The organism is Enterococcus sp. XAF26B05_ASV22 (assembly GCF_056727285.1).
This window is the reverse complement of record NZ_CM161538.1, coordinates 2,342,992-2,369,131: the sequence shown is the minus strand read 5'-3', so window position 1 is coordinate 2,369,131 and position 26,140 is coordinate 2,342,992. Positions and strand designations below refer to the sequence as shown.

The 26,140-nt window shown below is 35.0% G+C and carries 26 protein-coding genes; 23 read left to right on the top strand and 3 right to left on the bottom strand.

The window, feature by feature from the left end:
* The first annotated feature begins 149 nt into the window (after window positions 1-149).
* Window positions 150-617: a hypothetical protein gene (locus AC1PU0_RS11670; protein WP_206849926.1), complete on the top strand. Its 468-nt coding sequence runs from the start codon at window positions 150-152 to the stop codon at window positions 615-617.
* Window positions 618-656: 39 nt separating this feature from the next.
* On the top strand, window positions 657-1,817 hold the full coding sequence (locus tag AC1PU0_RS11665) for a C47 family peptidase (protein WP_206849928.1): 1,161 nt from the start codon (window positions 657-659) through the stop codon (window positions 1,815-1,817).
* A gap of 88 nt (window positions 1,818-1,905) precedes the next feature.
* Here the strand turns inward: AC1PU0_RS11665 and AC1PU0_RS11660 are convergent, their stop codons facing one another.
* Window positions 1,906-2,199 carry a hypothetical protein gene (locus AC1PU0_RS11660; RefSeq protein ID WP_206849930.1) on the bottom strand — a complete coding sequence of 98 codons (294 nt, stop codon included), beginning with the start codon at window positions 2,197-2,199 and terminating at the stop codon, window positions 1,906-1,908.
* Between the two features lie 1,163 nt (window positions 2,200-3,362).
* On the opposite strand from AC1PU0_RS11660, the gene AC1PU0_RS11655 reads away from it, so the two are divergent.
* Together AC1PU0_RS11655 and AC1PU0_RS11650 are read left to right on the top strand one after the other, a co-directional pair.
* Window positions 3,363-4,583 (top strand): C39 family peptidase, encoded by a 1,221-nt coding sequence (locus tag AC1PU0_RS11655; protein ID WP_206849932.1) that lies wholly within the window; start codon window positions 3,363-3,365, stop codon window positions 4,581-4,583.
* 18 nt (window positions 4,584-4,601) lie between these two features.
* Window positions 4,602-4,997 carry a hypothetical protein gene (locus tag AC1PU0_RS11650; protein WP_206849934.1) on the top strand — a complete coding sequence of 132 codons (396 nt, stop codon included), beginning with the start codon at window positions 4,602-4,604 and terminating at the stop codon, window positions 4,995-4,997.
* 527 nt (window positions 4,998-5,524) lie between these two features.
* Here AC1PU0_RS11650 and AC1PU0_RS11645 read toward each other — a convergent pair.
* Together AC1PU0_RS11645 and AC1PU0_RS11640 are read right to left on the bottom strand one after the other, a co-directional pair.
* Window positions 5,525-6,085, bottom strand: a complete 561-nt coding sequence (locus tag AC1PU0_RS11645) for a hypothetical protein (protein WP_206849936.1) — start codon at window positions 6,083-6,085, stop codon at window positions 5,525-5,527.
* Between the two features lie 144 nt (window positions 6,086-6,229).
* A complete protein-coding gene (locus AC1PU0_RS11640; RefSeq protein ID WP_206849938.1) occupies window positions 6,230-7,669 on the bottom strand; it encodes a helix-turn-helix domain-containing protein in 1,440 nt (479 codons plus the stop codon).
* A 273-nt stretch (window positions 7,670-7,942) separates the two neighbouring features.
* Here AC1PU0_RS11640 and AC1PU0_RS11635 point away from each other — a divergent pair, with 273 nt between their 5' ends.
* From AC1PU0_RS11635 to AC1PU0_RS11545, 19 genes are all read left to right on the top strand, one after another.
* Window positions 7,943-8,632, top strand: a complete 690-nt coding sequence (locus AC1PU0_RS11635; RefSeq protein WP_206849940.1) for a winged helix-turn-helix domain-containing protein — start codon at window positions 7,943-7,945, stop codon at window positions 8,630-8,632.
* Between the two features lie 62 nt (window positions 8,633-8,694).
* On the top strand, window positions 8,695-11,136 hold the full coding sequence (locus tag AC1PU0_RS11630; RefSeq protein WP_206849942.1) for a lectin-like domain-containing protein: 2,442 nt from the start codon (window positions 8,695-8,697) through the stop codon (window positions 11,134-11,136).
* A 211-nt stretch (window positions 11,137-11,347) separates the two neighbouring features.
* Window positions 11,348-13,804: a lectin-like domain-containing protein gene (locus tag AC1PU0_RS11625; RefSeq protein ID WP_479998391.1), complete on the top strand. Its 2,457-nt coding sequence runs from the start codon at window positions 11,348-11,350 to the stop codon at window positions 13,802-13,804.
* A 16-nt stretch (window positions 13,805-13,820) separates the two neighbouring features.
* Window positions 13,821-14,171 (top strand): LPXTG cell wall anchor domain-containing protein, encoded by a 351-nt coding sequence (locus AC1PU0_RS11620; protein ID WP_069640660.1) that lies wholly within the window; start codon window positions 13,821-13,823, stop codon window positions 14,169-14,171.
* Between the two features lies 1 nt (window position 14,172).
* Complete coding sequence (locus AC1PU0_RS11615) at window positions 14,173-14,964, top strand: WxL domain-containing protein (RefSeq protein ID WP_430607544.1); 792 nt, start codon at window positions 14,173-14,175, stop codon at window positions 14,962-14,964.
* A 28-nt stretch (window positions 14,965-14,992) separates the two neighbouring features.
* Window positions 14,993-15,769: a WxL domain-containing protein gene (locus tag AC1PU0_RS11610; protein WP_479998390.1), complete on the top strand. Its 777-nt coding sequence runs from the start codon at window positions 14,993-14,995 to the stop codon at window positions 15,767-15,769.
* Window positions 15,770-15,861: 92 nt separating this feature from the next.
* On the top strand, window positions 15,862-16,932 hold the full coding sequence (locus AC1PU0_RS11605) for a WxLIP family cell surface protein (RefSeq protein ID WP_479998388.1): 1,071 nt from the start codon (window positions 15,862-15,864) through the stop codon (window positions 16,930-16,932).
* A gap of 82 nt (window positions 16,933-17,014) precedes the next feature.
* Window positions 17,015-17,680: a hypothetical protein gene (locus AC1PU0_RS11600; protein WP_206849953.1), complete on the top strand. Its 666-nt coding sequence runs from the start codon at window positions 17,015-17,017 to the stop codon at window positions 17,678-17,680.
* Between the two features lie 27 nt (window positions 17,681-17,707).
* On the top strand, window positions 17,708-18,316 hold the full coding sequence (lepB, locus tag AC1PU0_RS11595) for a signal peptidase I (protein ID WP_206849955.1): 609 nt from the start codon (window positions 17,708-17,710) through the stop codon (window positions 18,314-18,316).
* A gap of 195 nt (window positions 18,317-18,511) precedes the next feature.
* Complete coding sequence (locus tag AC1PU0_RS11590; protein ID WP_206834096.1) at window positions 18,512-19,285, top strand: carbonic anhydrase; 774 nt, start codon at window positions 18,512-18,514, stop codon at window positions 19,283-19,285.
* Window positions 19,286-19,427: 142 nt separating this feature from the next.
* Window positions 19,428-19,907, top strand: a complete 480-nt coding sequence (locus tag AC1PU0_RS11585; RefSeq protein WP_206849956.1) for a hypothetical protein — start codon at window positions 19,428-19,430, stop codon at window positions 19,905-19,907.
* 123 nt (window positions 19,908-20,030) lie between these two features.
* Entirely contained in the window at window positions 20,031-20,354 is a 324-nt protein-coding gene (locus AC1PU0_RS11580) for a hypothetical protein (RefSeq protein WP_069655218.1), read from the top strand.
* Window positions 20,355-20,390: 36 nt separating this feature from the next.
* Window positions 20,391-20,906 carry a GNAT family N-acetyltransferase gene (locus AC1PU0_RS11575; RefSeq protein ID WP_206849958.1) on the top strand — a complete coding sequence of 172 codons (516 nt, stop codon included), beginning with the start codon at window positions 20,391-20,393 and terminating at the stop codon, window positions 20,904-20,906.
* Between the two features lie 101 nt (window positions 20,907-21,007).
* Entirely contained in the window at window positions 21,008-22,468 is a 1,461-nt protein-coding gene (locus AC1PU0_RS11570; protein ID WP_206849960.1) for an amidase, read from the top strand.
* A gap of 9 nt (window positions 22,469-22,477) precedes the next feature.
* On the top strand, window positions 22,478-23,323 hold the full coding sequence (locus tag AC1PU0_RS11565; RefSeq protein ID WP_111247686.1) for a transporter substrate-binding domain-containing protein: 846 nt from the start codon (window positions 22,478-22,480) through the stop codon (window positions 23,321-23,323).
* Complete coding sequence (locus AC1PU0_RS11560; RefSeq protein WP_206849962.1) at window positions 23,324-24,004, top strand: amino acid ABC transporter permease; 681 nt, start codon at window positions 23,324-23,326, stop codon at window positions 24,002-24,004.
* A gap of 138 nt (window positions 24,005-24,142) precedes the next feature.
* On the top strand, window positions 24,143-24,331 hold the full coding sequence (locus tag AC1PU0_RS11555) for a hypothetical protein (RefSeq protein WP_206849964.1): 189 nt from the start codon (window positions 24,143-24,145) through the stop codon (window positions 24,329-24,331).
* Window positions 24,332-24,577: 246 nt separating this feature from the next.
* Window positions 24,578-25,000, top strand: coding sequence for a helix-turn-helix domain-containing protein (locus tag AC1PU0_RS11550; protein WP_111247684.1), 423 nt, complete (start codon window positions 24,578-24,580; stop codon window positions 24,998-25,000).
* Window positions 25,001-25,101: 101 nt separating this feature from the next.
* Window positions 25,102-26,100, top strand: a complete 999-nt coding sequence (locus tag AC1PU0_RS11545; protein ID WP_069655224.1) for a LacI family DNA-binding transcriptional regulator — start codon at window positions 25,102-25,104, stop codon at window positions 26,098-26,100.
* The last annotated feature ends 40 nt before the right edge of the window (window positions 26,101-26,140 follow it).

The following is a 26,140-nucleotide window of genomic DNA, read 5'->3' as shown; positions in this document are numbered from 1 at the left end:
TTCTTCTTAAAACTGTAATCAATTCAATGTATGCTACTAATTTCATATTCTTTAAGATTATAATGAATCAATGGGTGAAATTTAAATTGACTAATGAATAACTATATATTACTATTGGTTTTATATAATGTTAGATTGGAGAGGTTATATTGAAAAACATAACATACATTCCTCTTTTTTTCGTTCTGGTATTTTTGCTAATAGGTTGTAAACCTACCAACGAAAAAAATCCTGTACTGAAGCAATCATCAAAAGAAAGTAGTCAAGTAAAAGAACTAGTTATTGAAAGTACAGAAAAAAAATTACAATTCGATAAATTTTTAGGTGATTGGCGAGGTATAAAGGAAGATAGTCAGTATTTATTAAGTATTACAGAAGGCAGCGAAGGCATGTTGAATTTTGTTTTAAAAGATGGAGAAAATGAACAGAATTATGAAAATTATCAAGTTCAAAAATATGATGAATCAAGTCTATATTTACTAAACGAGGATCAAACATTTTTTATAGGAATATCTATTGAAAATGATGAATTGACATGGGCTTATGGTGTATATACACAGTCAAATACAGCAGAAGGAATGAGTCGACCTATTAAATTCAGTAAAACAAATACTTAAAAGGTATTTAGTTTAATAAAATTTATTTGGAGGAATGATATGAAAATGAAAAAGTGGTTGTTGTGTAGTGTAATGTTTTTAGGTTTATTTGTTGGAATAGCAAATTTTAATGTGGTAGACGCAAGTAGCGATGAAGAATTGCTAGTTAAAACGTCAAAAATCCCTCAAGAAATAGATGAGTTTGCGAAAAAAGATTTTGGGAATTTATTGAGTGCTACGTTGTTTTTTGAAGGTGCTAATACAAAAACCAGTGAATATGAGCTAGGTTCTTCATTTGCAATGTTTGACGGCGAGAATGTAGAAAATAGTACTATTTTTTTCCCGATTTTTTTGAATCAGCGAGTTGAGTTTCTATATTCTGTAAGAAATGATGTTATTACTGGGTACACTTCATCTGTTTCAAGATTTTTAATTAAAGAAATCAATGATATATTGGATTCAGCTAATGGTGAACCCATATCTTTTCATGTTAAGGATAGCGATATCTACTTTAAGCTAAATGATAAGATCAAGAAAATATACAGTGCGCCAAAAGAGAACACTGATGAGAATCAAAGCTCAGACGATATTATAGTTGAAGAGAATGATTTAGAAATAAAAAATGTATCTGAACATATCGATTATGACATACAGCCAAACCTAGAAAAAGCTAAAGTAACCAGGTCATCTGTTTCAACAGCTTCAAACTATGCGATGATTAACTGGTCAATACGTGAGACTCAAAGTACTTTTCCTTGGTGTGCGGCATATGTAACAGCAGCAATTTTGAATAACAAAGTAGATAGTCGGCCGACACTTGCAAGAGATATTCTAAATTACACGTTTCCTAAGTTTTCAACAGCTCAAAAAGAAGCGACTGGTGTTAATCAAGATCAACTATTAAATTATGGTAGAGCACGTGGCACAAATCCAATTAGGACAGGCTCAATGTTAAGCCATGCAACTGTGGAAAGAGAGTTAAGAAAAGGGAACGCAATATATATGGGTACCGAAGGCTATTCTCATTCCAATTCTAAACTCCATAAATCCAGACATGCATTTGCTTTGTATGGTTGGGTAAACTCGGATAAAATTAGAACATACTATCTTTGGAATCCATGGTGGAATTATCCAATGGTTGTACAAGCTAATAATTATCCAATAACTATTCCGGTTCCGGAAGGAGTTTATATCTGGGATTCTTCAATTTATAACTGGTAATTTAGCGCGTGTTATTACTTTTTTTAGAGTTATATGTTATAAACTAGGAACACTCAACGCAGTGAACCTAGTTTATTTTATTTAAACATCACGTTCTCAAACCATCACCCGCAATTTTCCTCCCCCCATCCAACTTCCTCACCTTCTCCTCCTCAATCGCCATCAACCTCAAAAACTCCTCAAAAAAAGCATGAAACAAATGCCCACAAGCATAATACTCCTTCACAACCTTTTTCTTATTAATCGGCCCTTTCCGAAACTGAAAAAAATGATCCAACACAGCAAGCGGCTCCTCCCAAGACTGCAACCGATCCAACGTATGCTGCAAATCCGTAATATCCTGATAAGGAATCACCTTTAAACTCTGACCTTCTTTTTTCATAACCCATTTCCTCCCTTTTTAAAAGTACTCTTAAAACCAGTAACACGAAGCGCTGAACACTATCATCCAACGCTTCACATACGTAACTCATCTATCTGCGCATTGACTCGGGCAACTATTAAACAAACCAGTGATAAAAACGACTTACGCATGATTTTTCTAAGCCTGTCCGTATTCCTATCACTTTCTTCTCAAAGCAAAACAAAAAACGCTATTGTAGTTTTTATCATCCTACCAATACCGTCATCAATCCCCTAGATAAAGCCCAAACCCTCCATAAAATACAAAATCCCAACTAAAAGTTTCCAGACAGACTAGAAAATCCCAGTAAAATTAGGTACAATAAAGAAAGCTAGTGCTTTTGTGCTAGCAATTGGCAACTTGTATAGATAGGTGGTACTGTCTATGCAAGGCTTCATCATGTGATTGCTGTCAGATGGTGAAGTGCCTTTTTATTTTGCACCATCCTGACTGACCAAAAGGCAGAGTGGATGATGCAAAGTACAAGGTGAACGAAGTGAACGTTGTCTCCTTGTCTTATATCTATCATTGATCATTTGCTTTACTTTGAACGAAACCTCCTTTCACCAGATTTGTAGAATAGAAAAAACGATATCAGGTAACATCACCCAATATCGTTTACAATAGTCCCAAAGAATCATCTACTACATTATCAAAGTAACCTATAGAGAATCCAAGAAACCTATAGAAAAATAGGCAAACTTTAGGTACAATGAAAGAAGCTAGTACATGTTGCTAGCACTATTGGCAACTTGTTTGGGCAGGTGGTACTGTCTTTACAAGGCTTCAAACGCTTGGTTGCTGCCAGGCTTTGAAGCGCCAATTTATTTTTATATTCAGATTTGAACAGTTCATGTTAGCATGAGCTGTTTTTCTATTCTACCTCTTAAGTATATCCGAAAAGAATACGAACACGCAACATAATTTTTCTTACAAATAACATTAAATAACACTCAAAATCGTTCCCTTATATATAAGGAAAAATAACAAAAAAATTTTTTGAAATCAAAAATCATAGCAATTATCTTAAAATAAAATGTATCGACATATAGTTGCTTTATTAATGTTTAATGTACTGAACTATTTACTTAGAAAAGTTAATGTAATAACATTAGTTAAAAATTAGAAAAATGGAGGTTTTTATGAGAATTAAAAAAGTTTTTAATAGGATTTGTTTTGGTATAGTGATCGTGTCAGCTTTATTGGTAGGAGGACATTCTGTTTCAGCAATTTCAAATGTAGAGTCAGAAAATACTTATTTTGAAGTTAAAGAAGAAACTGTTTCAGAGCTTGCGCTAAAGTTAGCTAAAGATGTGAAACCAGATATAAATACAAGCATATCAGATGTAACCAAACTTTATGATAAAAACAATTCAGCAATTGGGTTTATTGTTAGTTATAAGGTAGGAGAAAAACCTTACGGATATGCGGTGTATGATTTTAGAGTACCAGGTTATTTGATGGAATTTTCAATAGATGAAAATGTAGGGGATATCATCGATAAGACTGTTGAAATGGCAGAATCAAATGGCATAGAAGTTGAAACGAAAGTAGAGAATAAAGATGTAAAAGTTGTTGAAATTGAGCCATTGAAATATTCAGTTGAAGTGAATAATGATGTGACAATTACTTCTGAAAATGAAGTAATGACGACTGATCAAGAAGTCGCTGAAATGGAAGAAAAATCTAAAGATATTGTGGTTACTAATGATGAATTTGTAACAGATGATGAGTTAGACGAACTATCTTCAACTAGTAGTAAATATGACAATCATGATAAAGTTCTCCTAAGAAAAATTGCGAACGGCTTAACTAATTTGGAGTTTAATATGTGGAGACAGTTTATACCAAGTATAGAGAGCCAAGTGGAAAGTCAAACTGGAATTTGGGGCTGTGCAGTATCTGCATTGGATATCTTAGCTAAAGGAACGAACTTAGAACAAAACACTAAGATATCCTATCCTAAACTTTGGAAGTATGCTGGAACAACCCAGTATAAGGTCGAAAATGGAATAAAATATGGTACTACCAATAACACTAAAATTGGAAATGGATTTACCCAATTTGCAAAAGAAAAGAAAAAAAATATAACGCATCAAAATATATCTAATCCGAGCTTCAATCAATTCAAGTCTGCAATTGACAATAAAAAGCCCGCCATACTAGCTTATGGAATTTGGAATGCAAAAGAGAAAGCTCGTTCTGGTCACGCAGTTGCTGTTGAAGGATATTTTGCCTCAAAACAAGCAAATTATTTAGTTGTAGCAGATGGGTGGTATGCAGCAGCAAAGTATATTAATTATATTCCAGGAAATTTCCTTGATACATATGGTATTATATGGTCAGGAATCAATACTATTTAAGTCTGAAAAGGATCAATCATGAAAAAATTGAGTAGCGTTACAACTGTTTTAATCTTGTTGATTATTTTTATGGGGTGTTCAAAGAACACGGAGGAGAATGATGCAAGCATGAAAAGTGGAGAAAGTTTTGCACACATACGTCATTTGATCGGCACTATAACAGCTATTAGGGAAGAATCACTTATTGTGAATACAGCAACAGAAATAAGTTCTACACAAACATCTGATGATCTAGATATTCCGAAAGGAAGTGAAATTTACATTTTTATTCCTTTTAAAGATACTCGAGAGGATATTTTAAAAAGGGTTAAAATGAATGAGAAGGTAAGAATTTCATATTCTAATATAGCTATAACGAATGGCGTTTATACGTTAACGATTGTAGAAGATAGTCAAATTACCAAAGAAGACTAAAGTTAAACAGAAAAAATGTGAATTTTGTATAGGAAAAGATATCGATATTTTAGGTGACGCATCTTAAACTATTTTAAAAATATTGGAGAGTGGTTTGGACCAGAATATTTATCTTTGCTAAAGAACAACGCTCTTTGGTTAAGTACTGTAGGAAATGAAACGATGGTTTTCTGATTTTTGACCAACTCTGAGTGCCAATAAATAAAACATAGTGGAATTGATTGATAAAATAGTAAGAAGCTAGATCGACTTTTCTAGTTTCTTTTTAGTATATAACAGTACGTGTAGTACCATGTTGGGGATGCTATCTTCATTCGCTCAGTTGTAGAATTGCTTAAAAACGACAAAAAGAAATGACCGTTCATTAACTTTAGCCAGTTAAACGATCATTTCATAATGATATAAAATACTTGCTACCGTCTTAAACGGCTCTACATAGGAGAGGTATGTTAGCGCATATCTCTCTTATCACTTGCATTATAGCATACAACACACTTTTTTTCCATATCCACTTAAAAGAGTATTTTCTAATTCTTGCTTAGAATCCGTTTATAGATGATCGGTCTATCAAACCCAAACACTCGTTTATCCCCATTAAACATTTCCTCTTTTATGACCAATGTTTCATCAGATAGTTCTTGCTTTAAAATAAACGCTGTTTTCTTCGTAAACATACTGTGTGATTCGCCAGTAAACGTCCCCTCATGTTCCTTATAGTGCAATGGAACAAATTTATCCGATACTGAAAGAACCGTAAAATCAATTTCATTTAGTTCATTAAATTTAGTGTTCATTAATTCTTTTGGCACAGTGATCGATTTTAACACAACCTCGCCAGATTCATCCGTTGAAAAAAGAAAAATATCTGATTTGAATTTCTCCTTGTTATTCAACGTATAGTAACTTTCTTCATGCAAAAATACCCCATCGAATTCTTTTGGCCGATTCACAATCAAGTCATTTAGAATAGTATTATTGTGTATGGCAAAGGGGAAATTCTCTTGTTCTTCTTTCGATAAAGAATGAAACTGCTCACTATTATCGAAACGTCCAGTTAACATTTGAATAACTTTCCTCAAATTTTTCATACTGCTCACTCAGCTTTCTTTTTAATTGGTAATTAAAGTACAATCGCTTCTTTTCTATTTTATCAAAAAAACAAAATAGAAAAAAGCGACTCAAAAATAATAAATAGATCTTAATACAATTTTCAGTTTGCTAAAAATAATCAACTAGCTTAAATAGCGACGAAGTTCTTTTGCTAAATTCATCCATTCCATTTCACCAGGGATTGACGATATTTGAATTGATTTGATATTAGAAAGGTCTTCAGGAATTGCAAAATTAGCAACAACAATATCAATATGTAGAAATCGAATTAAATTTTCAGTGACCGGTTGGTTAATCACAAAATGGATTTGAACCTCTTTTGGTGCTACAGATGCTGCAATATTTTTTAGGTGTTCTGAAATTATTGGAGTACTAGATATGGCAAATAAAATAATATGATCTCTTTTCAAATTAGTTTCTGTCAATAAAGTTAACGAAGTGGCTATATCCTGTTTGAAATGAAAATCAGAGTATTTTTCTAGATAATATAACCAATTTTCATATGTTTTAGGATATTCATGTATAGCGATATTTTTTAAATCCTGTTGTTCCGTTTGAAAAAGAGTAGAAAATTTACTTAACATGTCTAAATTAGACAAATAAGATTTTAAAATCAGATTGAGTTCCACATTCGCTGAAAAATTATAATGTAAATCCTTGAAGAAGTTATCAACTATCGTATTAAAGGTTTTTAACATCGGCAACAAATCATCGAGAATGTAAAAAGAATCTTTTCCGTAAACAACAGAATTTATAGCAATGATGTAAAGATAGATAATTTCAGAATCAGATAAATCAGTATAAAGAGTATCGTTTCTTGAAACCCAATCAATGGCGCTATGAATCGATTTGAAACCAGCATGAGTGCTATAGGTTGAAATAAGGGAACTGTCAAAAGAGACCTGGTTATTTTGAGCAATTCTATTGCGAGAAATTTTGATTAGCTGAGCGAATCTATAGTAATCAATAGTCAATATCTGTTTATAATTGTCTCTAATATAGTTTAAAAAGTTGTCTATTAGTTTAAAATCTGCATCTGTAAATGTATTCATCCAATTTCTGTGGTTATTGTTAAAATAATGAAAAAAGAAGTGGCGAATATCTATTTCATTTCCGATAAGTTCAAATGGATTCGTATTTAACGTTAAATGATAATCAGCTAATACATCTTTCAATAAATCGATATGTTTTCTTAAGGCTGACTGAGAGATAAAATGCTTTTCAGCAAAAGTTGCAACCTTTTCTTTTTTTCCTTCATAGAGTGAATCCACCAGTATAAATATAGGATTATGTTGTATTAAATCATACATGTAGGTTTGGATAGCTTTTGGAGAAGCTATTTTCCTGATGGACCAATTACTAGATTTGGTTAGTTCCACAGTTGAAGAAAGAGCATTTTCAATGGATAAAAAATCTTGCTGTAACGTTTTAATGGATACATCGTAATTTTTTTGTAAATCAAAAACAGATATAGGTTCATTTGAATCTATTAATAAAGATAGTATATATAGTTTACGCTTTAAAATATTATCAAATATTAATCTTTTTTCTATCTCGTTCATCTAATTAACCACCCCTTATTTTCATTATAATGTAAATTTTATCTTGAACATATTTTAAAAATTCTGAATTGTAGAAAAAAATAAAGCGAATAATATGCTCAGTTATAAACTAAGAGAAGTTTATTCCTCTCAAAATCGCTCTATTATATATAGGAAGAAAAAGAAAAAACTAGTTTTTTTTTTTGCATTTTAAGCGAAAAAAAAAGAATTTCAAATAGAAAGATTTGTTGTATATTCAATAAAGACAAAAAATAAAAGTAAGGATGAATAACAATGACATATAAATCTATTGCTATTACAGATAAAGAAGAGAGCCAATTAAAAGACATACTATCTTCTTTTGACTTATTAGATTTAACTTTTACTACAGAAACAAACATAGATATTTCTCACATAGATGCAGACCTCATTATTATAGAAGAAATCAAAGCGATTAGTTCAATCAATATACTAAACATATTATTTGAACTGAGAAAGAATTTTTCTGGACTAATTTGGGTGCTATCAGCTAAATGTGAAGAAAAAAATGAAATTTTATATTACAAAATGGGTATCGACGGAATTTCATACAGTGATAGATCCTCTGAATTGATCCAGTTACAACTTACAAGTGCACTTGAACGTAATTTCAAAAAAAGAGTAAATATTTCTAATATGAGTAAAAATAAAGTTCCTTCTTTAAATTTAAATCCAATAAATTTGAGCGTACATAAAGAAAATGGAGAAGAAATTTCACTGACCCGAAGTGAGTACAATATTTTGAGCTTATTAATGGAAAATCTCAATAGTACAGTTACTTATGAAGAAATATTGTCTTTAATCTGGAATGACGATAAAAGAAGTAATAAGTATAAAATCAGTAATCTGATTTTTCATTTACGAAGTAAAGTAGAGAGTGATTTGAAAAAACCAAAATATATAAAAACAGTTCGATCAAAAGGGTATATGTTGAAAAATTCGTAAGTTGTTCTATTTAGAGATAACCCTTAAAAATAAACTGAAGTAGATAGGAGGTAGAATGAAAAATGACAGAAAAAAAACCTGGGTTACTTTTTTTGGGGATACTAGTTGGTTTTCTATTCTTTCCAAACTATACAGAAGCTACAGAAGAAATTGATAGTGTACCGATAGATAGTATTTTTAAAGTACCCCAAGGAGCAAACAGTTATGTAGATGGAAATGAAATTGTTATAACAGATAATACATCAAATCAAATTGGCAGTATCTATTCTACTGAAGAAAATAAGATAGATCTTTCAAAAGATTTTTATGCTGAAATGTATGTAAAAATTGATGGTAGTGGTGACGGAATGACGTTTGTAATGCATAATGATCAACCTAAAACCCAAAATTTTTCAGGTTTAACTGGTCAGGGTTTAGCGGTCTACGGATCGTATTGGTATTTCCAGGGGCTTTATATGTTGATAGGACCATCCCAATTAAAAAAAAGTCTGGCTATTGAATTTGATACTTATTACAACTTCGGATATGATCGATTTTTAAATACAAATTTAGGTAATGGACACATCGCATACACGACTCCAGATAGTTATGATGGTTATGGATTTTATGCAGACAGAACGGTTGCATCAGTTAAACACAATGGAGTGCAATATCCTTCTTTTAAGCTTGGTGATGGCAAGTGGCGTTTATTAACATTAAAATGGACTGCTTGGAATGCTAGTAATATTGGGAATTTAACGTATCAATACGAAGGATTAGAGCCTATTTCAGCATCCGTTCCAAAGTATACATTTGGAACAGATAATGTCTATTGGGGATTCACTGGGTCAACAACTAATGTAACTGAAAAAGCAAGCGTTCGTTTTAAATCTTTACCAGGATTTGTAGATTACTCTGAAAATGTTGATTTCATTGATGCTGAAGGTAAGAGCATTCAAAGCATTACTCAAGATTCCGAGGTGACAGTTCACTATGTTGGTCAACATGTGGGAGGAAAACAAAACCTAATGGAACCAGCTTATAAGTTCACTTTATCACCAAATCAAGAGTATCAACAAGGATCGTTTAAGCTCAATGGTGTTGCGGTTACACCAACATACGTTAATAATGAATTGGAAATTCCTCTATCAAAAGACTTATCATCGACAGATAGTAAAGTTGATATCCAGTTTAAAGTAAAAGATAGCGGGGTGACCCAAGATACAGACTTAACACTGACAGCACATGTAAAAGCAAAAAATTTCCTGTCAGATAATGATTTCACATACAAAATAACCTACGACAAAGAAGCACCAACAGGAACAGGGAAATTAACATTTATTGATGCTGGTGATGAACAAGCACTTTCCAATGCAACAGATTACCGTCCATTTTTATCAGAATATCAAGATAACTACTCAGCAAAAGATAAAATCAAGGTTGAATTAAAAGCTGGACAAGACATCGCTGCTTTAGTCAAAACAGTTGGTCCAAGTAGTGTTCAACTGACACTTACCGATGAAAAAGGGAATACACGTGATGTGACGGTTCCACTCTTTATTCAAAATCAGGATGTTGTCAAAAGCAGTCAGTACATTATCTACGGGAAAGACTTTAGTGTAAATTCAAGAAATTATCCTACAACAAATGCAGCATTGCGCTCCTTAATTTTTGAACAAACAGAGTTGAAATTATGGCAGTATGACGACGTATCTGTAGCGGCAATGAATAATACTCAATTAAATCTATCAATGGATAAACTACCTCCAACGTCCAATACTGCTCAAGCAGGTGTCTATGAAGCAACTGCTTCTTATGGCAGTGGTACAGCTAAAGTAGCTAAGCCAATTAAGGTGACGGTGGTACCAAGTATTGCGCCAGTAACGATTCAATTCGTTGATGAAAATAATCAACCCATTGTGGACGAAATGACCTTTGAATCAACCGTTGCAGAGTCTATTGACTTAACTAAAAATGAACAAGTTCTCGAAAAACTTAAAGCGGTCAAAGCATTAAACTATGTTCTAGATACGTCCCCTACAGATGAACAAAATCTGTTGGTCGTACCTGAAGGTGTCACACGAAAATATACGTTTAAAGGAACGCTATTTATTCAATCAGCACCTAAGACCATTAATTTTGGAGATCAAAATGTGAGTTCCTTTGATAAGACCTATGCCAATCCAGAGTATGATCAAGATTTAATCATATGGGATAATCGTCAAACGCTAGGTACTTGGAAAATCACGTTAAAACAATCACAAGATTTTAGTATCCCAGATGATCCATCGCAGAAATTGCCAGATGTGCTAAGTTATCAGACTGCTGGAGAAGAAAAAATGATTTCCACAGATGCTCAGGAAGTTTTCAGCTCCAAACACCAGTCTTCAGGGAAATATGACATTAGTCAGGAAACATGGGGACCAGAAAAACAAGGGCTGCGTTTGAACGTTCCGGTCGGTTCAGTGAAACAAATAGGAAAATATGAAACGACACTGACTTGGCAAATAGAAGAAGCCTATTGATAAGTATGCTAAAAAAAGAGTTGGGTAATCGTTTGAAATAGAGGAATAATCATTCTTTATCTCTATTCGAAAAATAATTTAAACGTTAGATTTGTTTTCTATGAAATTAAAATAACAGTAGGATGCACATCTCTTAGGCTTGTCCATAGTCATAAAACGTTGAATCATTTGAATATGGATACGTTAGAAGTTGAAAGGAGGTGAGAATAAAATGATAAGTAAAAAAAAGGTGTTTTTTTTTCTGATAGTAATGGTTAGTCTTCTGTTTATGCCTATAAATACAGAAGCCACTGAGAATGTTAAAAGTGTTCCGCTAGACAATATTTTCAAAGTACCTCAAGGCGCAAACAGTTATGTAGAGGGGAACAACGTTGTCATCACCGATAAAGTAATTCGGCAAGTCGGAAGTATTTTTTCTACAGAAGCCAATAAGATGGACTTAACAAAAGATTTTTCTGCAGAAATGTACATTAGTATAGATGGAACCGCAGACGGTATAGTTTTTGTTATGCATAATGAGCCAGAAAAACTTACTGCTTTTTCTGGAAATGTGGGCCCAGGATTAGGAGTGTATGGAACTAGCATCAAACCAGCATATCCTAAAAGTTTGGTATTAGGGAATCAACTAAAGAAAAGTTTTGCTATTGAATTTGACACTTGGTACAACGGTATAAATGGAGATAATTTTGATGGTGATGTAGATGAAAACTCTGGAAAAGGCCATATTGCTTACACTTTTCCAGACAAAGCTTCTACATATGTAGCGCCCTTGCCATATTATTATATAACAAAAGTTAATCATCTTGGCGTACAGTATCCTACCTTTAACCTTGGAGATGGGCAATGGCGATTGTTTAAAATAAAATGGAAAACTTGGGATTCTGCCTATAATGGACAGCTAACGTATCAGTTCGGAGATCTTGATCCTGTAACAGCAACAATTTCAAGAGATACATTTGGAACAGATAGTGTTTATTGGGGGTTTAATGGGTCGACAGGTGGAGCTGGTGAAAAAGCAGTTGTTGCTTTTAAATCTGTACCAGGGTTAATAGATTATACAGACAACCTTACATTTACAAATGCTAGCGGAGACAAGGTACAAAGTGTTACTCAAAATTCTGAGATAACCGTTGATTATAGTGGTGAGTATACAGGTGGTAAGCAAAATATGTTACAGCCAACCTATACATTTTCTTTATCTCCCAATCAAAAGTATCAATACGGCACATTTAAGTTGAACGGTGTATCTGTAGCACCAACCTATACGAACAATGAATTAAGTATTCCATTATCCAAAGACTTAACACTAGAAGATGGAAAGGTTGATATCCAGTTTAAAGTAATGGATATAGGAGTGACCCAAGATACAGACTTAACACTGACAGCACATGTGGAATCCAAAAATTTCTTATCAGATAATGATTTCACATACAAAATAACCTACGACAAAGAAGCACCAACAGGAACAGGGAAATTAACATTTATTGATGCTGGTGATGAACAAGCACTTTCCAATGCAACAGATTACCGTCCATTTTTATCAGAATATCAAGATAACTACTCAGCAAAAGATAAAATCAAAGTTGAATTAAAACCTGGACAAGACATCTCGACTCTAGTCAAAACAGTTGGTCCAAGTAGTTTCCAACTAACTCTTACCGATGAAAAAGGGAATGCACGTGATGTGACGATTCCACTCTTTATTCAAAATCAGGAGGTTGTCAAAAGTAGTCAGTACATTATCTACGGGAAAGACTTTAGTGTCGATTCAAAAGAGTATCCTACAACAGATGCGGCATTACGCTCCTTGATTTTAGAAAAAACTGAGTTGAAATTATGGCAGTATGACGACGTATCTGTAACGACAATGAATAATACTCAACTGAATCTTTCAATAGATAAACTACCTCTAACGTCAGCTTCTGCTCAGGGAGGCATCTATGAAGCAACCGCTTCTTATGGTAGCGGGACAGCTAAAGTAGCTAAGCCAATTAATGTGACGGTGGTACCAAGTATTGCGCCAGTAACAATCCAATTTGTTGATGAAAATAATCAACCCATTGTGGACAAAATTACGTTTGAATCAACTGTTGCAGAGTCGATTGACTTAACTCAAAATGCACAAGTCCTCGAAAAGCTTAAAGCGGTCGAAGCGTTGAACTATGTTTTAGATACGCCTCCTGCAGATGAACAAAATCTGTTGATCGTACCTGAAGGTGTCACACGAAAATACACGTTTAAAGGAACACTATTTATTCAATCAGCACCTAGTAGCATTAATTTTGGGGATCAAAATGTGAGTGCCTTTGATAAAACCTATGCCAATCCAGAATATGATCAAGATTTAATCATATGGGACAATCGTCAAACGCTAGGTACTTGGAAAATCACGTTAAAACAATCACAAGATTTTAGTATCCCAGATGATCCATCGCAGAAATTGCCAGATGTGCTAAGTTATCAGACTGCTGGGGAAGAAAAAATGATTTCCACAGATGCTCAGGAAGTTTTTAGCTCCAAACACCAGTCCTCAGGGAAATATGACATTAGTCAGGAAACATGGGGACCAGAAAAACAAGGGCTGCGTTTGAACGTTCCGGTCGGTTCAGTGAAACAAATAGGGAAATATGAAACGACACTGACTTGGCAAATAGAAGAAGCCTATTAATGGAGAGGAGACCACGATGAAAAAACAGCGAATGATTTGTTTTGTTCTAACTCCTTTAATTTTTCTTGCCGTGTCTTTCGGTACGATCAATGAGGCCACAGCTGAGGAGGGTGGACAAGTACAGACAAATGCAGGAATCGTCTTTAAGGAATCAGATTCCTCAACAGCTCAAACGAATGAATCAACACACAATGATTCTTCAAGTAATAAACTTCCAAACACTGGCAAGAAGCCGACAGGACGATTGCCAAATACTGGGGATTTAATAAAAGTTAGCATGCTCTTCACAGGGGGCGCACTTATCCTAATTGCGTTGATCGTCTTCTTTTGGAAGAAGCGAAAACGCGTAAAAAGGGAGTGTGAATAAGATGGGAAGAAAATTACTCATCTGCTGCTTACTGTTTCCCCTTCTGTTAATGACTCCAGTGACGAGTCAAGCAGAAGAGTCGAATTACTCTGGTGAAGGAACAATCCGATTTAGTGGGAAGCAACCATTACAAGTGATGGACCCTGAACATCCAGAAAAACCTGCTGATCCAGGGGGCAGCCCTCATACTGATAACCTATTGAGGATTGATTTTGTCCCTAAAATTACCTTTTCGGATGCAACGATGTCTGAACAGGATCAAACCTATTACGGAAATGCCCAACTTTTCAATGATGATACCGGAGCGAGAGGAAACTTTATTCAAGTATCCGATTTTAGAAACGACAGCCAAGGCTGGACTTTACAGTTAAAGCAAGAAACGCAGTTCCAGAATCAATCGGCGAAAAGCAAGGAGTTAAAAGGCGCAGTGCTGTCCTTTGACAAATCATGGGCAAACTCCATAAATGACCAAACAACCGCACCTACGGTTTCAAAAGAAGTGATTCGTCTTTCGAATATTGGTGAAGTCTATAACTTAGCTGAAGCCAAGCCGAAAAAAGGTGAGGGAACCTGGGCAATTGCCTTTGGAGCATCTGTTACGAATACCAATCAACAGGCAGATACATTAAGGCCTAAATTGGACGAACAGAATAATCCAATCGTAGATCCAGCGTTTAATAATCAACCAATTTATGAGAATCAAGCAATTTCTTTATTCGTACCCGGTAAAACAGAAAAAGAGCCGGGCAACTACCAAACGGTGTTAACTTGGATTTTATCCGAGCTACCATAAATTATAAAAACTCTAGGAGGAAACACAAATGAAATTAACACACAAATTATGCGCAGCTACGCTATTAGCAGTATTAGGAGCAGCAGTAGCAGTGCCAAATGCAGTACAAGCAGCAGACGAACCAGCATCATGGAGCGGAAAAGGTTCAATCAACTTTGTAGAAGATACTGGGGTAGACCAACCGACAGATCCAACTGATCCAACAAAACCAGTTGATCCAGAAAATCCAATTGTCACTCCGCCAGTCAATCCAGCAACAGGACCATTAAAAGTGATTGCAGTAACGGATTTAGATTTTGGTACAGATAATAAAGTTACGCCAGCATCTGGAAGTGGTTGGGAATATTCAGCAAAAGCTGCTCAAATTGAATACAAAGACGGTACTAAAGTTGTTAGTCCAAATTTCGTTCAGTTTAAAGATACACGTGCAGATAACAAAGCAAATAAACACACAGTAACTGCTAAAGCAACTGCGTTCACAAATTCAGAAAATCAAGAGCTAAAAGCAGCGCAATTGAACTTTAGCAATGTGAAATTGGTTAATGGAGCCGATCAGAATCAAGTGAATGAAACTGGCGTTAAAGCAGTACAAACGGTTGAAACGGATGGTACAACACCTGCAACATTTGTGACACAAGATGCAGATGACAAAGGTTTTGGTCAATTTACCTTGCAATTCGGAGATACGGCAGATAATACGGCAGATGATTCAGTTAAATTATGGGTACCAGCCGAAGGGAATAAATTATCAACAAGCAGCAGCTATACTTCAACAATCACTTGGACAATTGCTGACGCACGATAATTCAAGTAAAAGATAAAAAGTATTGATGAAAGAGATTAAACAAGTCCGCCTATATTAGGCGTACTTGTTCCTCTTTTTAAGAAAGGGCAATCATGATGAAAAAAACGAGTTTAATGTGCTTAGCAGTTATTTTATACATAGGTTTGATAATCGGTATTTTACCCACAACAGGACAAGCAGCGCAAGAAGATGGAAGTGGGTTCACATATAAAGTCATTCAGCCTGAAAATCAACACAATAAAGATGTCGGCTATTTTGATCTCCGAATGACACCAAGCCAAGAACAAACGGTCACCATTAAAATGAACAATAGTTCAGCTGAAGAAATCACAGTAGATGTAGCGCTTAACAGTGCAAAGACGAATACAAATGGTGTAATCGAATACGGTCCATCCAAATTAGAAAAAGATGCCTCACTTAAGTATGATTTTGCTGATTTAGTAAAAGGTGAAAAAACAGTTAAGATCCCTGCAAAACAAAGTGTAGAATATAAATTAAACATAAAAATGCCAGGTTCCCAATATGATGGCGTCATTTCTGGTGGTATCTACATGATCCAAAAAGGGCAGACGGAAAGTCAAAAAGCGATGATCAAAAATGAATATGGCTATATGGTTGGAATGATTTTGACCGAAACAGATACTGCGATGAAGCCTGAGCTAAAACTTAATAAAGTTTTCGCTGATCAGCAAAATTACCGAAACGCAGTGTTCATCAATTATTCAAATACACAACCTGCCTACATCGATGATATGACCGTTGATGTTCAAGTTGTGAAAAAAGGGTCGAGTGAAGTTCTTTATGATACAAAACAAAATAAAATGAGAATGGCGCCTAATTCACAAATTAATTTTCCAGTTCCAATGAATGGTGAAAAAATGGTTGCAGGTGAGTATGTGGCTCATGTTGTAATCACAACAGAAAATGATGGTAAATGGACTTGGGAACAGAACTTCGAGATCACAAATGAAGAAGCAGATAAGTTTAACCAAGAAGATGTTAGTTTATTACAGGAAAGTCGAGTAGATTGGTCGTTGATCATTATAGTAGTTGTTAGTGCGTTAGGGATTATATTGATTATATTCTTTGCGGTTCGTTATTTTAGAAAAAAGAATCAAAAGAAAACAAAAAAGAAAAAGAAATCTAGCAATAAAAAAAGGTAGTAGCACAAAATGGGGATTAAAAGTGAAAATGTAAGGGTATTGAAATAGAGTAAATAATTAATTATTTTTGGAGGATAGAAACATGTCGATATTAGATTGGCTATTCATTGGGATACTTTCAACGGCAATCCTCTGTATTATTTTTGCAGTTGTTTTCCTAATTTCTTATTTTTTAACGAAGAAAAAGAGACTAGCATTAAAACAACGTCGAATAAAAAATAAAAAGAAACGCAGAGTTTTAAAAAAGAAAATCCATTTATTGAAGCAAAAAGGTAAAAAACAGATGCAATCAGGAATGATTTTCTTGAGTTTAGGGGTGATTCTAGCTGGAGGCGCCGCATTTTCCCGCTATCATCAAGCCACTAATCTAGGAAATCGTGACTCAGACGCTATCGTAGAAGGGTATTATTTATTAAACAAAACATCTGAGCAGTTAGGAACAATTGAAGGAACCACAAATGTTGAAAAAACAAGAAAAAATTTGCGTGAGTTAGCAGCAAAATTGTCTGGTTTTGGGGTTCGTTACGCTGATCCAAGATTAACGGTAGACGGACAACAACTATTAAATCGATATTATACGCAAATGAAAGAAATAGGTCTTAACTTGAACAATCAATCGATCGAAAGTCTACAGGAAAAAACAACCTATGATAATTATTTAGCAGATATAAAAAAAGTCAAAACGATTCAAAAAAAGGTTTTTACGTATTTTAATGTGAATGAATCAGCGTTAAGTCAAAAGAAATAACATGTTAAGAAATGGCTGTGAAGCTAAATGGCGAAAAAGAAAGTAATTACTAAGAATAAAAAAAGAAGAAAGGAAAATAAGAAACAACGACTTCTTAAAGAACTCAGTAAAGAATTAGGCATAACTTTTTTGATTGTATTGTTATGCTTATTTTTACTTTCCAGAGTTGTTTTTGCATTGCCAAAAAATGAAGGGTATGGGATGCGGGAAGCGTTGAATGATGGCGATCGTGTATATGTGGATCGACTTGGTACGCCCAAACGTTTTTCATTAATTTATTTCAAGCAACCTGATGGAAATGGAACCTCAATACGGCGAGTCATTGGGTTGCCAGGAGAACGAATACTCTATTCTAAGGATGAACTTTATGTCGATGGCCGACTTGTTGTAGAACGTTTTTTACAGAAAAAGTTAGCACAAGCTAAAATAGATGATGAAATGATTACCGAAGATTTTGACTCCATTGCTATTTTAGGAACAACAGATGGCATTATTCCAAAGGGCAAATATCTAGTGCTTGGAGATAATCGTCACTACGCTACAGATAGTCGTTACTATGGTTTAGTCGATCAACGAGATGTGATTGGGATTGTAAAACTACGATTGTTACCTTTTTATCAGATAGGTATCCAATGAAGTGATAAAAATACGGTGGGTAACGTATTGAGATAAAAAAGTGAAATGAGCAAAGTAAAAGTTAACAGCTTATAAAATCGTTGAAAAGAGAATTAGAATAATGAACTATTGAAGTCTATTGAATGAAAAAAATGTTTATTTTTTATGAAAAAAGAGATATAATAGATTGTATTTTGAAGAAAGAAGGATGAAAAAATGAAAAGAAAAGCACTCTCTCTATTACTTTTAAGTTTTACAGCCGTTTTAGCTGTTGGCTGTACATCGAACAAAAGTACTAGTGACGCATCTGATAAGAAAGAGGCTAAAACAGAATCAACAACACATGCAAAAAAATCTGAACATATCGATTATGATGATCAGGAAGAGTGGGAATTCTCTGCTGGAAAGATGCAGTCACCCATTGATATTGTTACAAAAAAAGCAGAAGCGATGACGCCAGATACTGGAACAATTACAATTGATTACGGAAAAGATATTACGAAAGCGGAGAATAACGGCCATAGTATCCAAATCACAGATGGGGGTACATCGGTAATTAATGGACGAAACTTTACATTGAGTCAGTTTCATTTTCATGCGGAAAGTGAACATACTGTTGACGGTAAACATTATCCGATCGAAGCACATTTTGTTAATACTGCCCAAGATGGACGCATTGCAGTGATTGGAGTATTTTTCAAGGAAGGTACTGAAAATAAAGGCTTCCAAGAAGTTTTAGATGACGTAAACAATGATAAAAACGATCCAATAACTGATCTAAATGATATGATCCCATCTAATAGAAGTTATTATCATTATCTAGGTTCATTGACTACACCACCACTAAATGAAAATGTGGAATGGTATGTGATGAAAGAACCTGTGGAAGTATCTTCAGCTCAAATCGAAGAATTCAAAAAATTGTATTCACATAATAATCGAGAAGTTCAACCGTTGAATGATCGATCAATTTTAGAGCATGATGAATAAGTAAAATGTTGTTTGCAGTAATTAAAAGTTGAATAACGAGCCATGATGGTATTTATCATCATGGCTTTTTATGTTAGAGTGAATAATCTAATGGAAATTTAACAGTTGTTTTTATTTTTTACAAAGAAGGGATGGCACCAAAATGAAAAAGAAGGGTTATCTAGTCAGTTTGTTACTACTGTTAATAATCAGTTGTGTAACAGTTACTGCCTGTAACAAAACAAAAGCTCAGACGCAAAATAGTGAAGCAACGAAGCTTAAAAATCAGGCGTTAAGCAAAGAAACAATTGAATCATCCAATAAGAAATTAAGCAAAAGGAATGCAGATTCATTTTCGTTAGATCTGAAAAATGCGAGTGCAGAAAGACTTTATGAAACTTTTAATGGTCCGAATGCAGATGAGATTATCGCTCTTTTAGAAATGGATCATGATGATTCAGATAGAATTTTAGTAACGACGGATGGGACGATATTAACGGGGCAACTTGGAGATGAAAATGGTAGGAAAGTTGATTCTAATACGGATAAAAATAGTATAACGGTGAAAGAGCTTAAAGATTTAGTTCTAAAACACAAAGAAAAGATAGATGAATTAGCAGCAAAAGATAGTTCGTTAGAGTAGTTCACTAACGGGTAAATGGTCTCGTTTTTTGTTTACTAGATAAGACGGATGTTTAAGCTTATACAAAAAATGAGTTTTAGGTGTGAACACTAATACCTTGATAGGATGGTGACGAATACATATATGCAAAAGAAACGGTTAAAAAAAGAATTATTTAGTTGCTTACTCTACCTCTTGATTCCATTGATATTGGGTGCAGTAGCAAGCATCTGGATTAAAGTATCAATTCTAACTATCGTAGCGATCCTTTATGGCATCATGCTTGTTTTTATGATCCCGTCAGATGTTTTTTTTAGTAGTACATTGGATTACAACATAAAATCAGTTAATCCAAGTTACAAACATGAAAAACCAGATTATATCGGTGGTACTAAACAACAGTTACTTCATTTTACTTTAGTGGCTTTTGGATTAGTCGTTTGTTTGTTGCTTATGTTGCTCGATTGATTCTGTTCCAAAAAAGATGAGAAAGAAGGAAAAGCGATGATAGAAATAAAAAAAATCAGCCTAAATGACCTAGTAGCATTACAAACATTAAGCATCAAAAACTTTACAGATACCTTTGCTAAAGACAATACGCCAGAAGATTTAAAAGAGTATCTTGACCAAGCGTATACAGAAGAAAAATTAACGAGTGAGCTTCAAAATAAACAGTCAGAGTTTTATTTTATTTATTCAGATGATCAACTGGCTGGATATTTAAAAATCAATGTAAATGATGCACAGACTGAAACCATTGAGGGAGATGCGTTGGAGATTGAACGAATTTATATCGATTCAGATTTTAAAAGACTAGGACTTGGAAAAATGCTTTATAATAAAGCGATAGAGCGAGCAAAAGAGTTAAACAAGACCGCTATCTGGTTAGGCGTTTGGGAGCGTAATTTTTCTGCGATGAAATTTTATCGTAAGATGGGATTTACTCAGGTAGGAGCTCATTCTTTTTTCATGGGTGAGGATGAACAGACTGATTTAATCATGAAAAAGAATCTAAAATAATCTTTTCACTGTTGAGAATGATATTCTTTCAAGCAAAATCAACCTAAAAATACCCCAACAACCTGTATAATGATACCATCAGGATTGTAAGGGGGATGATCATGAAAGACGGTTTGTACTACGCAACACAATTTAGAGATAAAAAGCTAAGCGTGACGGAGTGGATCGATGAACGGGAACAGCAAGTTAAAAAGATAAATCCTGAACTCAATGCCTTTGTTGACTGGGATACGGAAGCTGCGAAACAACAATATGAAGCTAGAGGAGCAGAAACTGGTCCTTTTTTTGGCTTACCTATTCCGTTGAAAATGCTTGGACAAGATAAAGCAGGAATGAAATCAACATCTGGGTCTCGTTTATTTCAAGAAAACCGTGCAAATTCAACGGATAATTTTGTGAAAGGTTTAGAACGATTGGGCTTGATTCCATTAGGAAAAACCAATGCGCCAGAGTTCGGCTTTAAAAATATTTCTGATCCGACGATTTACGGACCAGCTAAAAATCCATGGAATCTTGCCTATTCACCTGGAGGTTCAAGTGGTGGCGCTGCGGCAGCCGTTGCTAGTGGGTTATTTCCAATTGCTGGAGCAAGTGATGGCGGTGGTTCGATTCGGATTCCAGCTTCTTTTAGTGGACTGATTGGATTGAAACCTACGCGTGGTAGTATGCCAGTTGGACCTGATGGCTGGCGTGGTTGGCAAGGAGCATCAATCAATTTTGCTTTAACGGTGTCGATGAGAGATACCGAAACGTTATTTTATCATTTACGTGGGACCGAAAAAGCAGCACCGTATCAAGCGCCGAAAGCTGAGTGGAGTCATCAAGAGGCAGCAGAGAAACAAGTTTTGAAAATTGCTTTTTTTACGGAATCACCTGTAGGAACGCCCGTTTCAGTGGAAGCGATAAAAGCAACACACAATGCAGCAACATTTTTAGAACAACAAGGGCATGAAGTCACCGAAATGTCGTATCCAATCAATGGACGTCAATTGATCGACAGCTATTATTTGATGAATGGCGCCGAAACAGCCGCTATGTTTGAAGGGATCCAAGAGGCAATTCAGCGAACGCTGACGAAAAAGGATATGGAGCTAATGACTTGGGGCATCTACCAATATGGAATACAGCTGCCAGCAAGTCAGTATACAAGATCACTTCACCTGTGGGATCAAGCGGCATATAAGATGCAGCAATTATTCGAGGAATACGATGTAGTATTAACGCCTACCACAGCGGATATCGCACCTAAAATCGATGCAGAATTACAGAGTGATCAGATTCGTAAAGACTTGGCTCAAGCGGAGTCTCTTTCCGGTATACAGTTAAAAGACTTAATCTATGATATGTTTGAAAAAAGTCTGACGATCACGCCATATACTCAACTTGCTAATTTAACGGGACAACCAGCAATCAGTTTACCTACTCATGTAGCAGAAACTGGTTTACCGCTAGGCATTCAATTTATGGCATCTAAAGGCCGCGAAGATGTATTATTCCAAGTTGGAAAGTTGTTTGAGCAAGAACAGAAATTCTTATTACCAAAATTTTATCGTGAATCATAGGAGGTTCAAATGAAGAAAGTATTCGCTAGTTTTAGTATTGTTGCATTAAGTTTAGTGTTCGTTGCGTGTGGTGGAACAAAAGAGCAGACTGCTGGAAAAGATAACAGCTGGCAAAAAGTAGAGGATGCAAAAAAGTTAACAGTTGCCACATCAGGAACGTTATTCCCGTCTTCTTATTATAACGATGAGAACAAATTAACGGGTTATGATATAGAGGTCATCACAGAAGTGGCCAAACGTTTAGATGTTGAGGTTGAATTTAAAGAATACAATGTAGATGGCCAAATCACGTCAGTGGATAAAGGGGAAGCTGATTTAGCGGCGAACGATTTTGGTTTATCAGGAGATCGCGGGAAAAAATTTATTTTATCTTCTCCAATCAAGTATTCATTTGACAGTATGATCGTTCGAAAAAGTGACGATTCTGGTATTGCTTCTCTTGAAGATTTAAAAGGCAAGAAAGCAGCTGGTGAGCCCAATACCAACTACATGAAGATAGCGGAAAAATACGGAGCAAAATTAGTAACCTACGATAATGCGACAAATGATCAATATTTGACTGATGTGGCGAATGGTCGCACAGATGTTATTTTAAACGATTATTATTTACAAAAAATGTCTGTAGGGGCGTTGCCAGATATTCCAGTGAAAATCTTAGAAGACGTCTACTTTAATGCCAACTTTACTGGCTTTTTGATGAAAAAAGACAGCACCGCTTTAAGTAAAAAAATTGATGAATCACTAAACGCAATGCAAGAGGATGGAACCATGAAAAAAATCTCTGAAACGTATTTCCAAACAGATGTTTCAGTGGAGCCGAAAGAAAAAATCGAAGAAAGTGTTTCAGTAGAGTAGATGTATATACCAAAAATCGATTTTCAGTTAATGATCGACTCAATTCCCTTTTTGTTGACTGGTTTGCCTTATACACTTGGCATCAGTATCGTGACGTTTTTGATGGGAAATGTCCTTGGTATTTTGTTGACTGTCTTGGGGATGTTGCCTTCGAAAGTGATTAAAGGGCTTGTCCGATTTTATATTTCGTTTTTACGGGGAGTGCCTGGTTTGGTCTTGTTGTTTCTGTTGTATTTTGGACTACCGTATCAATTAAGTGCACTAACAGCAGCTTGTATTTGTTTTAGTTTGACGAGCAGTGCGTTTATTGCTGAAATCTATCGTGGTTCTATTGCCGGAGTGGAGGCAGGGCAGTGGGATGCGGCGTATGCGTTAGGGTTGCCGTTTGGGAAAGTGATGCGTAAAATTATCTTACCGCAAGCCTTTCGGATTTCGATTCCAGCTTTAGGGAATGTGGCGATGGATTTGTTAAAAGGCACGTCTTTAGCTGCAATGATCACGATCCCTGATATTTTCCAAAAGGCAAAAATTGTAGGTGGAAGAACATTTGATTATATGACAATGTATATTTTAGTGGCAGTAATGTATTGGCTACTTTGTGTGGCGATAGGCTGGGGGCAAAGTTGGTTGGAGAGACATTATGTCAATCGTTATAAAGGAACATCAGATGTGAGCTCATAAAAATAAATTGTGTAAGGGGCTGTGTGAAAAACGGCTGCTTACATAGTTTTTTGTTTGTGGGATTTATTGTTCTATTCTTCTCAAAAAACGAGTATAATTAAGTCGGATGATAATGATGATTAGAAAGTAGGAATATTAATGGATATGAAAGAAATAAAAGAGACAAGTCAATTTTTAGTAACGGAATATCAGGACAGTCTTAAAAATGGATTTATTGAAACACCTAGTCAGTTCATGATGCGCATGAACGTAGAGTCAAAAGTTGAAGAATATGTCCGTCCTTTGTTAAGTCAGGTAGAGCAAGAATTTAAAAATCGTGTTAAATAATCGAGTAATCCTATTTTGGGAGCAAAGAGGATGCTTGTTTTGATTGGCTATGTAAGTAAGATGACCTCTAGGATGTCTTGCCAAAAAATCGCGAAGATGATAAGAGAGAGTTTAGATTTTTAGCCAGAAGCTTAGCCTGTTAATGGTAGAATCGAAGGTGCAAATTTATTTAGCTTGCTACAGTGCAAGCTTTTTTTGCGTGATTTTCTACTCATTTTAAGTGATAATAAATGCGAGGTGATCAAAATGACAATTGGTGAAATTTTAAAGGAAAAAAGAGAACAACTTGGCTATACTCAAAAAGAAGTCGCTCAAAAATTATATGTATCTAGACAAACAGTTTCTAATTGGGAAATCGGAAAAACATATCCTGATATAGAAAAATTACTAAATTTAAGTGATTTTTATGGTCTTTCCTTGGACGAGCTGATTAAAGAGGATTACAGAATGGCCGATAAGCTAAAAAGAGACAACTATGAGCAAAAAATTCGAGTATATGGTTTTTTATCAGAACAATTATCGGCTATGATTTTAGGATCGATCCTAACTTGTGTCTTTTTCGGCGTTCATTTTTCAATGTTGGTTCAAATAATACTTATTATAGTGACGTTTAGCTGCCTTATTTTTCTTTTATGGCGGAATGGTCTAGTTGAAAAAATAATAAGGTAAGAAGTTGGCTTTTCTAAAATAGTAAAATTTCATGTTTAACATTGACAAAAATAAAAAGATACACTATATTTATGGTATCGATATCACAAGAGGAGAAAAAGATGGCTACAATCAAAGATGTTGCAAAAAAAGCTGGTTTATCGGTTTCAACCGTTTCACGTTTTTTGAATAATCATCCATATATTTCAGATGATAAAAAAGAACGAATCCAAAAAGCAATGGATGAACTAAACTACGCACCAAGTGCGATTGCAACGCAACTTCGTTCCAAAAAATGTACGACGATCGGTGTGTTGATTTCAAGAATCACCAATCCATTTTTTTCTTATTTAGTAGATGCGATCGAAAAACAAGCAAAAGAACATGGCTATCAACTGTTGATCATGCAAACCTATGACGATCCAAAAGCAGAGTTGAAAATGCTAGAATATTTAAAACAACAAGTTGTTGCAGGTGTCATCATGACTTCTATTGAAAGCGATTCACACGTAATTGAAAGTTATTCAAAATATGGTCCCATTGTTTTATGTAATGAGAAGCTAGAAGGAACAGGGATTCCAACTATTTCCACTAATCAAGAAGAAATCAGCTACGAGGCAACCAACTATCTTATTCAAAAAGGATATCGTAAAATCGCCTATTGTACCGGTGGGAATCTAACCATTGGTGGACATGGACACCGACGAACCAAAGGGGTTGAACGGGCGCTTGCTGAACATGACTTGTCGATCAAAAGGAATTGGATTTTTAAACAGGTCCATAACATGGAAGATGGTCAAAAAGTAGCGCGAGAAATTTTGGCTTTGCCTGAAAATGATCGTCCAGATGCTGTCTTTAGTGGAAGTGATGAGGTCGCTATTGGGATTATCCAAGAAGTACTTCAGCAAGGATTACGTGTACCAGAAAATTTGGCAGTATTGGGTTTTGATAATCAGCCAAGCACAGGTATTATTGCCGTTCCACTCACAACGATCGATCAGCCAACAACAGCATTGGGAATGGAAGCCACGAAATTAATGGTTGCATTGATTGAAGGGGCAACGTACGAAGTAAATAAAAAAGAACTTATTTTATCACTAATTGAGCGTAAATCCACGTAGGTGGATTTATTCTTGTGAAAATATGATATCGATACCACAT

Excerpts from the sequence above, each read along its gene's own strand:
- AC1PU0_RS11665 (WP_206849928.1), top strand. The coding sequence starts at position 657 with ATGAAAATGAAAAAGTGGTTGTTGTGTAGTGTAATGTTTTTAGGTTTA.
- AC1PU0_RS11660 (WP_206849930.1), bottom strand. The coding sequence starts at position 2,199 with ATGAAAAAAGAAGGTCAGAGTTTAAAGGTGATTCCTTATCAGGATATT.
- AC1PU0_RS11655 (WP_206849932.1), top strand. The coding sequence starts at position 3,363 with ATGAGAATTAAAAAAGTTTTTAATAGGATTTGTTTTGGTATAGTGATC.
- AC1PU0_RS11650 (WP_206849934.1), top strand. The coding sequence starts at position 4,602 with ATGAAAAAATTGAGTAGCGTTACAACTGTTTTAATCTTGTTGATTATT.
- AC1PU0_RS11645 (WP_206849936.1), bottom strand. The coding sequence starts at position 6,085 with ATGAAAAATTTGAGGAAAGTTATTCAAATGTTAACTGGACGTTTCGAT.
- AC1PU0_RS11640 (WP_206849938.1), bottom strand. The coding sequence starts at position 7,669 with ATGAACGAGATAGAAAAAAGATTAATATTTGATAATATTTTAAAGCGT.
- AC1PU0_RS11635 (WP_206849940.1), top strand. The coding sequence starts at position 7,943 with ATGACATATAAATCTATTGCTATTACAGATAAAGAAGAGAGCCAATTA.
- AC1PU0_RS11630 (WP_206849942.1), top strand. The coding sequence starts at position 8,695 with ATGACAGAAAAAAAACCTGGGTTACTTTTTTTGGGGATACTAGTTGGT.
- AC1PU0_RS11625 (WP_479998391.1), top strand. The coding sequence starts at position 11,348 with ATGATAAGTAAAAAAAAGGTGTTTTTTTTTCTGATAGTAATGGTTAGT.
- AC1PU0_RS11620 (WP_069640660.1), top strand. The coding sequence starts at position 13,821 with ATGAAAAAACAGCGAATGATTTGTTTTGTTCTAACTCCTTTAATTTTT.
- AC1PU0_RS11615 (WP_430607544.1), top strand. The coding sequence starts at position 14,173 with ATGGGAAGAAAATTACTCATCTGCTGCTTACTGTTTCCCCTTCTGTTA.
- AC1PU0_RS11610 (WP_479998390.1), top strand. The coding sequence starts at position 14,993 with ATGAAATTAACACACAAATTATGCGCAGCTACGCTATTAGCAGTATTA.
- AC1PU0_RS11605 (WP_479998388.1), top strand. The coding sequence starts at position 15,862 with ATGATGAAAAAAACGAGTTTAATGTGCTTAGCAGTTATTTTATACATA.
- AC1PU0_RS11600 (WP_206849953.1), top strand. The coding sequence starts at position 17,015 with ATGTCGATATTAGATTGGCTATTCATTGGGATACTTTCAACGGCAATC.
- lepB (WP_206849955.1), top strand. The coding sequence starts at position 17,708 with ATGGCGAAAAAGAAAGTAATTACTAAGAATAAAAAAAGAAGAAAGGAA.
- AC1PU0_RS11590 (WP_206834096.1), top strand. The coding sequence starts at position 18,512 with ATGAAAAGAAAAGCACTCTCTCTATTACTTTTAAGTTTTACAGCCGTT.
- AC1PU0_RS11585 (WP_206849956.1), top strand. The coding sequence starts at position 19,428 with ATGAAAAAGAAGGGTTATCTAGTCAGTTTGTTACTACTGTTAATAATC.
- AC1PU0_RS11580 (WP_069655218.1), top strand. The coding sequence starts at position 20,031 with ATGCAAAAGAAACGGTTAAAAAAAGAATTATTTAGTTGCTTACTCTAC.
- AC1PU0_RS11575 (WP_206849958.1), top strand. The coding sequence starts at position 20,391 with ATGATAGAAATAAAAAAAATCAGCCTAAATGACCTAGTAGCATTACAA.
- AC1PU0_RS11570 (WP_206849960.1), top strand. The coding sequence starts at position 21,008 with ATGAAAGACGGTTTGTACTACGCAACACAATTTAGAGATAAAAAGCTA.
- AC1PU0_RS11565 (WP_111247686.1), top strand. The coding sequence starts at position 22,478 with ATGAAGAAAGTATTCGCTAGTTTTAGTATTGTTGCATTAAGTTTAGTG.
- AC1PU0_RS11560 (WP_206849962.1), top strand. The coding sequence starts at position 23,324 with ATGTATATACCAAAAATCGATTTTCAGTTAATGATCGACTCAATTCCC.
- AC1PU0_RS11555 (WP_206849964.1), top strand. The coding sequence starts at position 24,143 with ATGGATATGAAAGAAATAAAAGAGACAAGTCAATTTTTAGTAACGGAA.
- AC1PU0_RS11550 (WP_111247684.1), top strand. The coding sequence starts at position 24,578 with ATGACAATTGGTGAAATTTTAAAGGAAAAAAGAGAACAACTTGGCTAT.
- AC1PU0_RS11545 (WP_069655224.1), top strand. The coding sequence starts at position 25,102 with ATGGCTACAATCAAAGATGTTGCAAAAAAAGCTGGTTTATCGGTTTCA.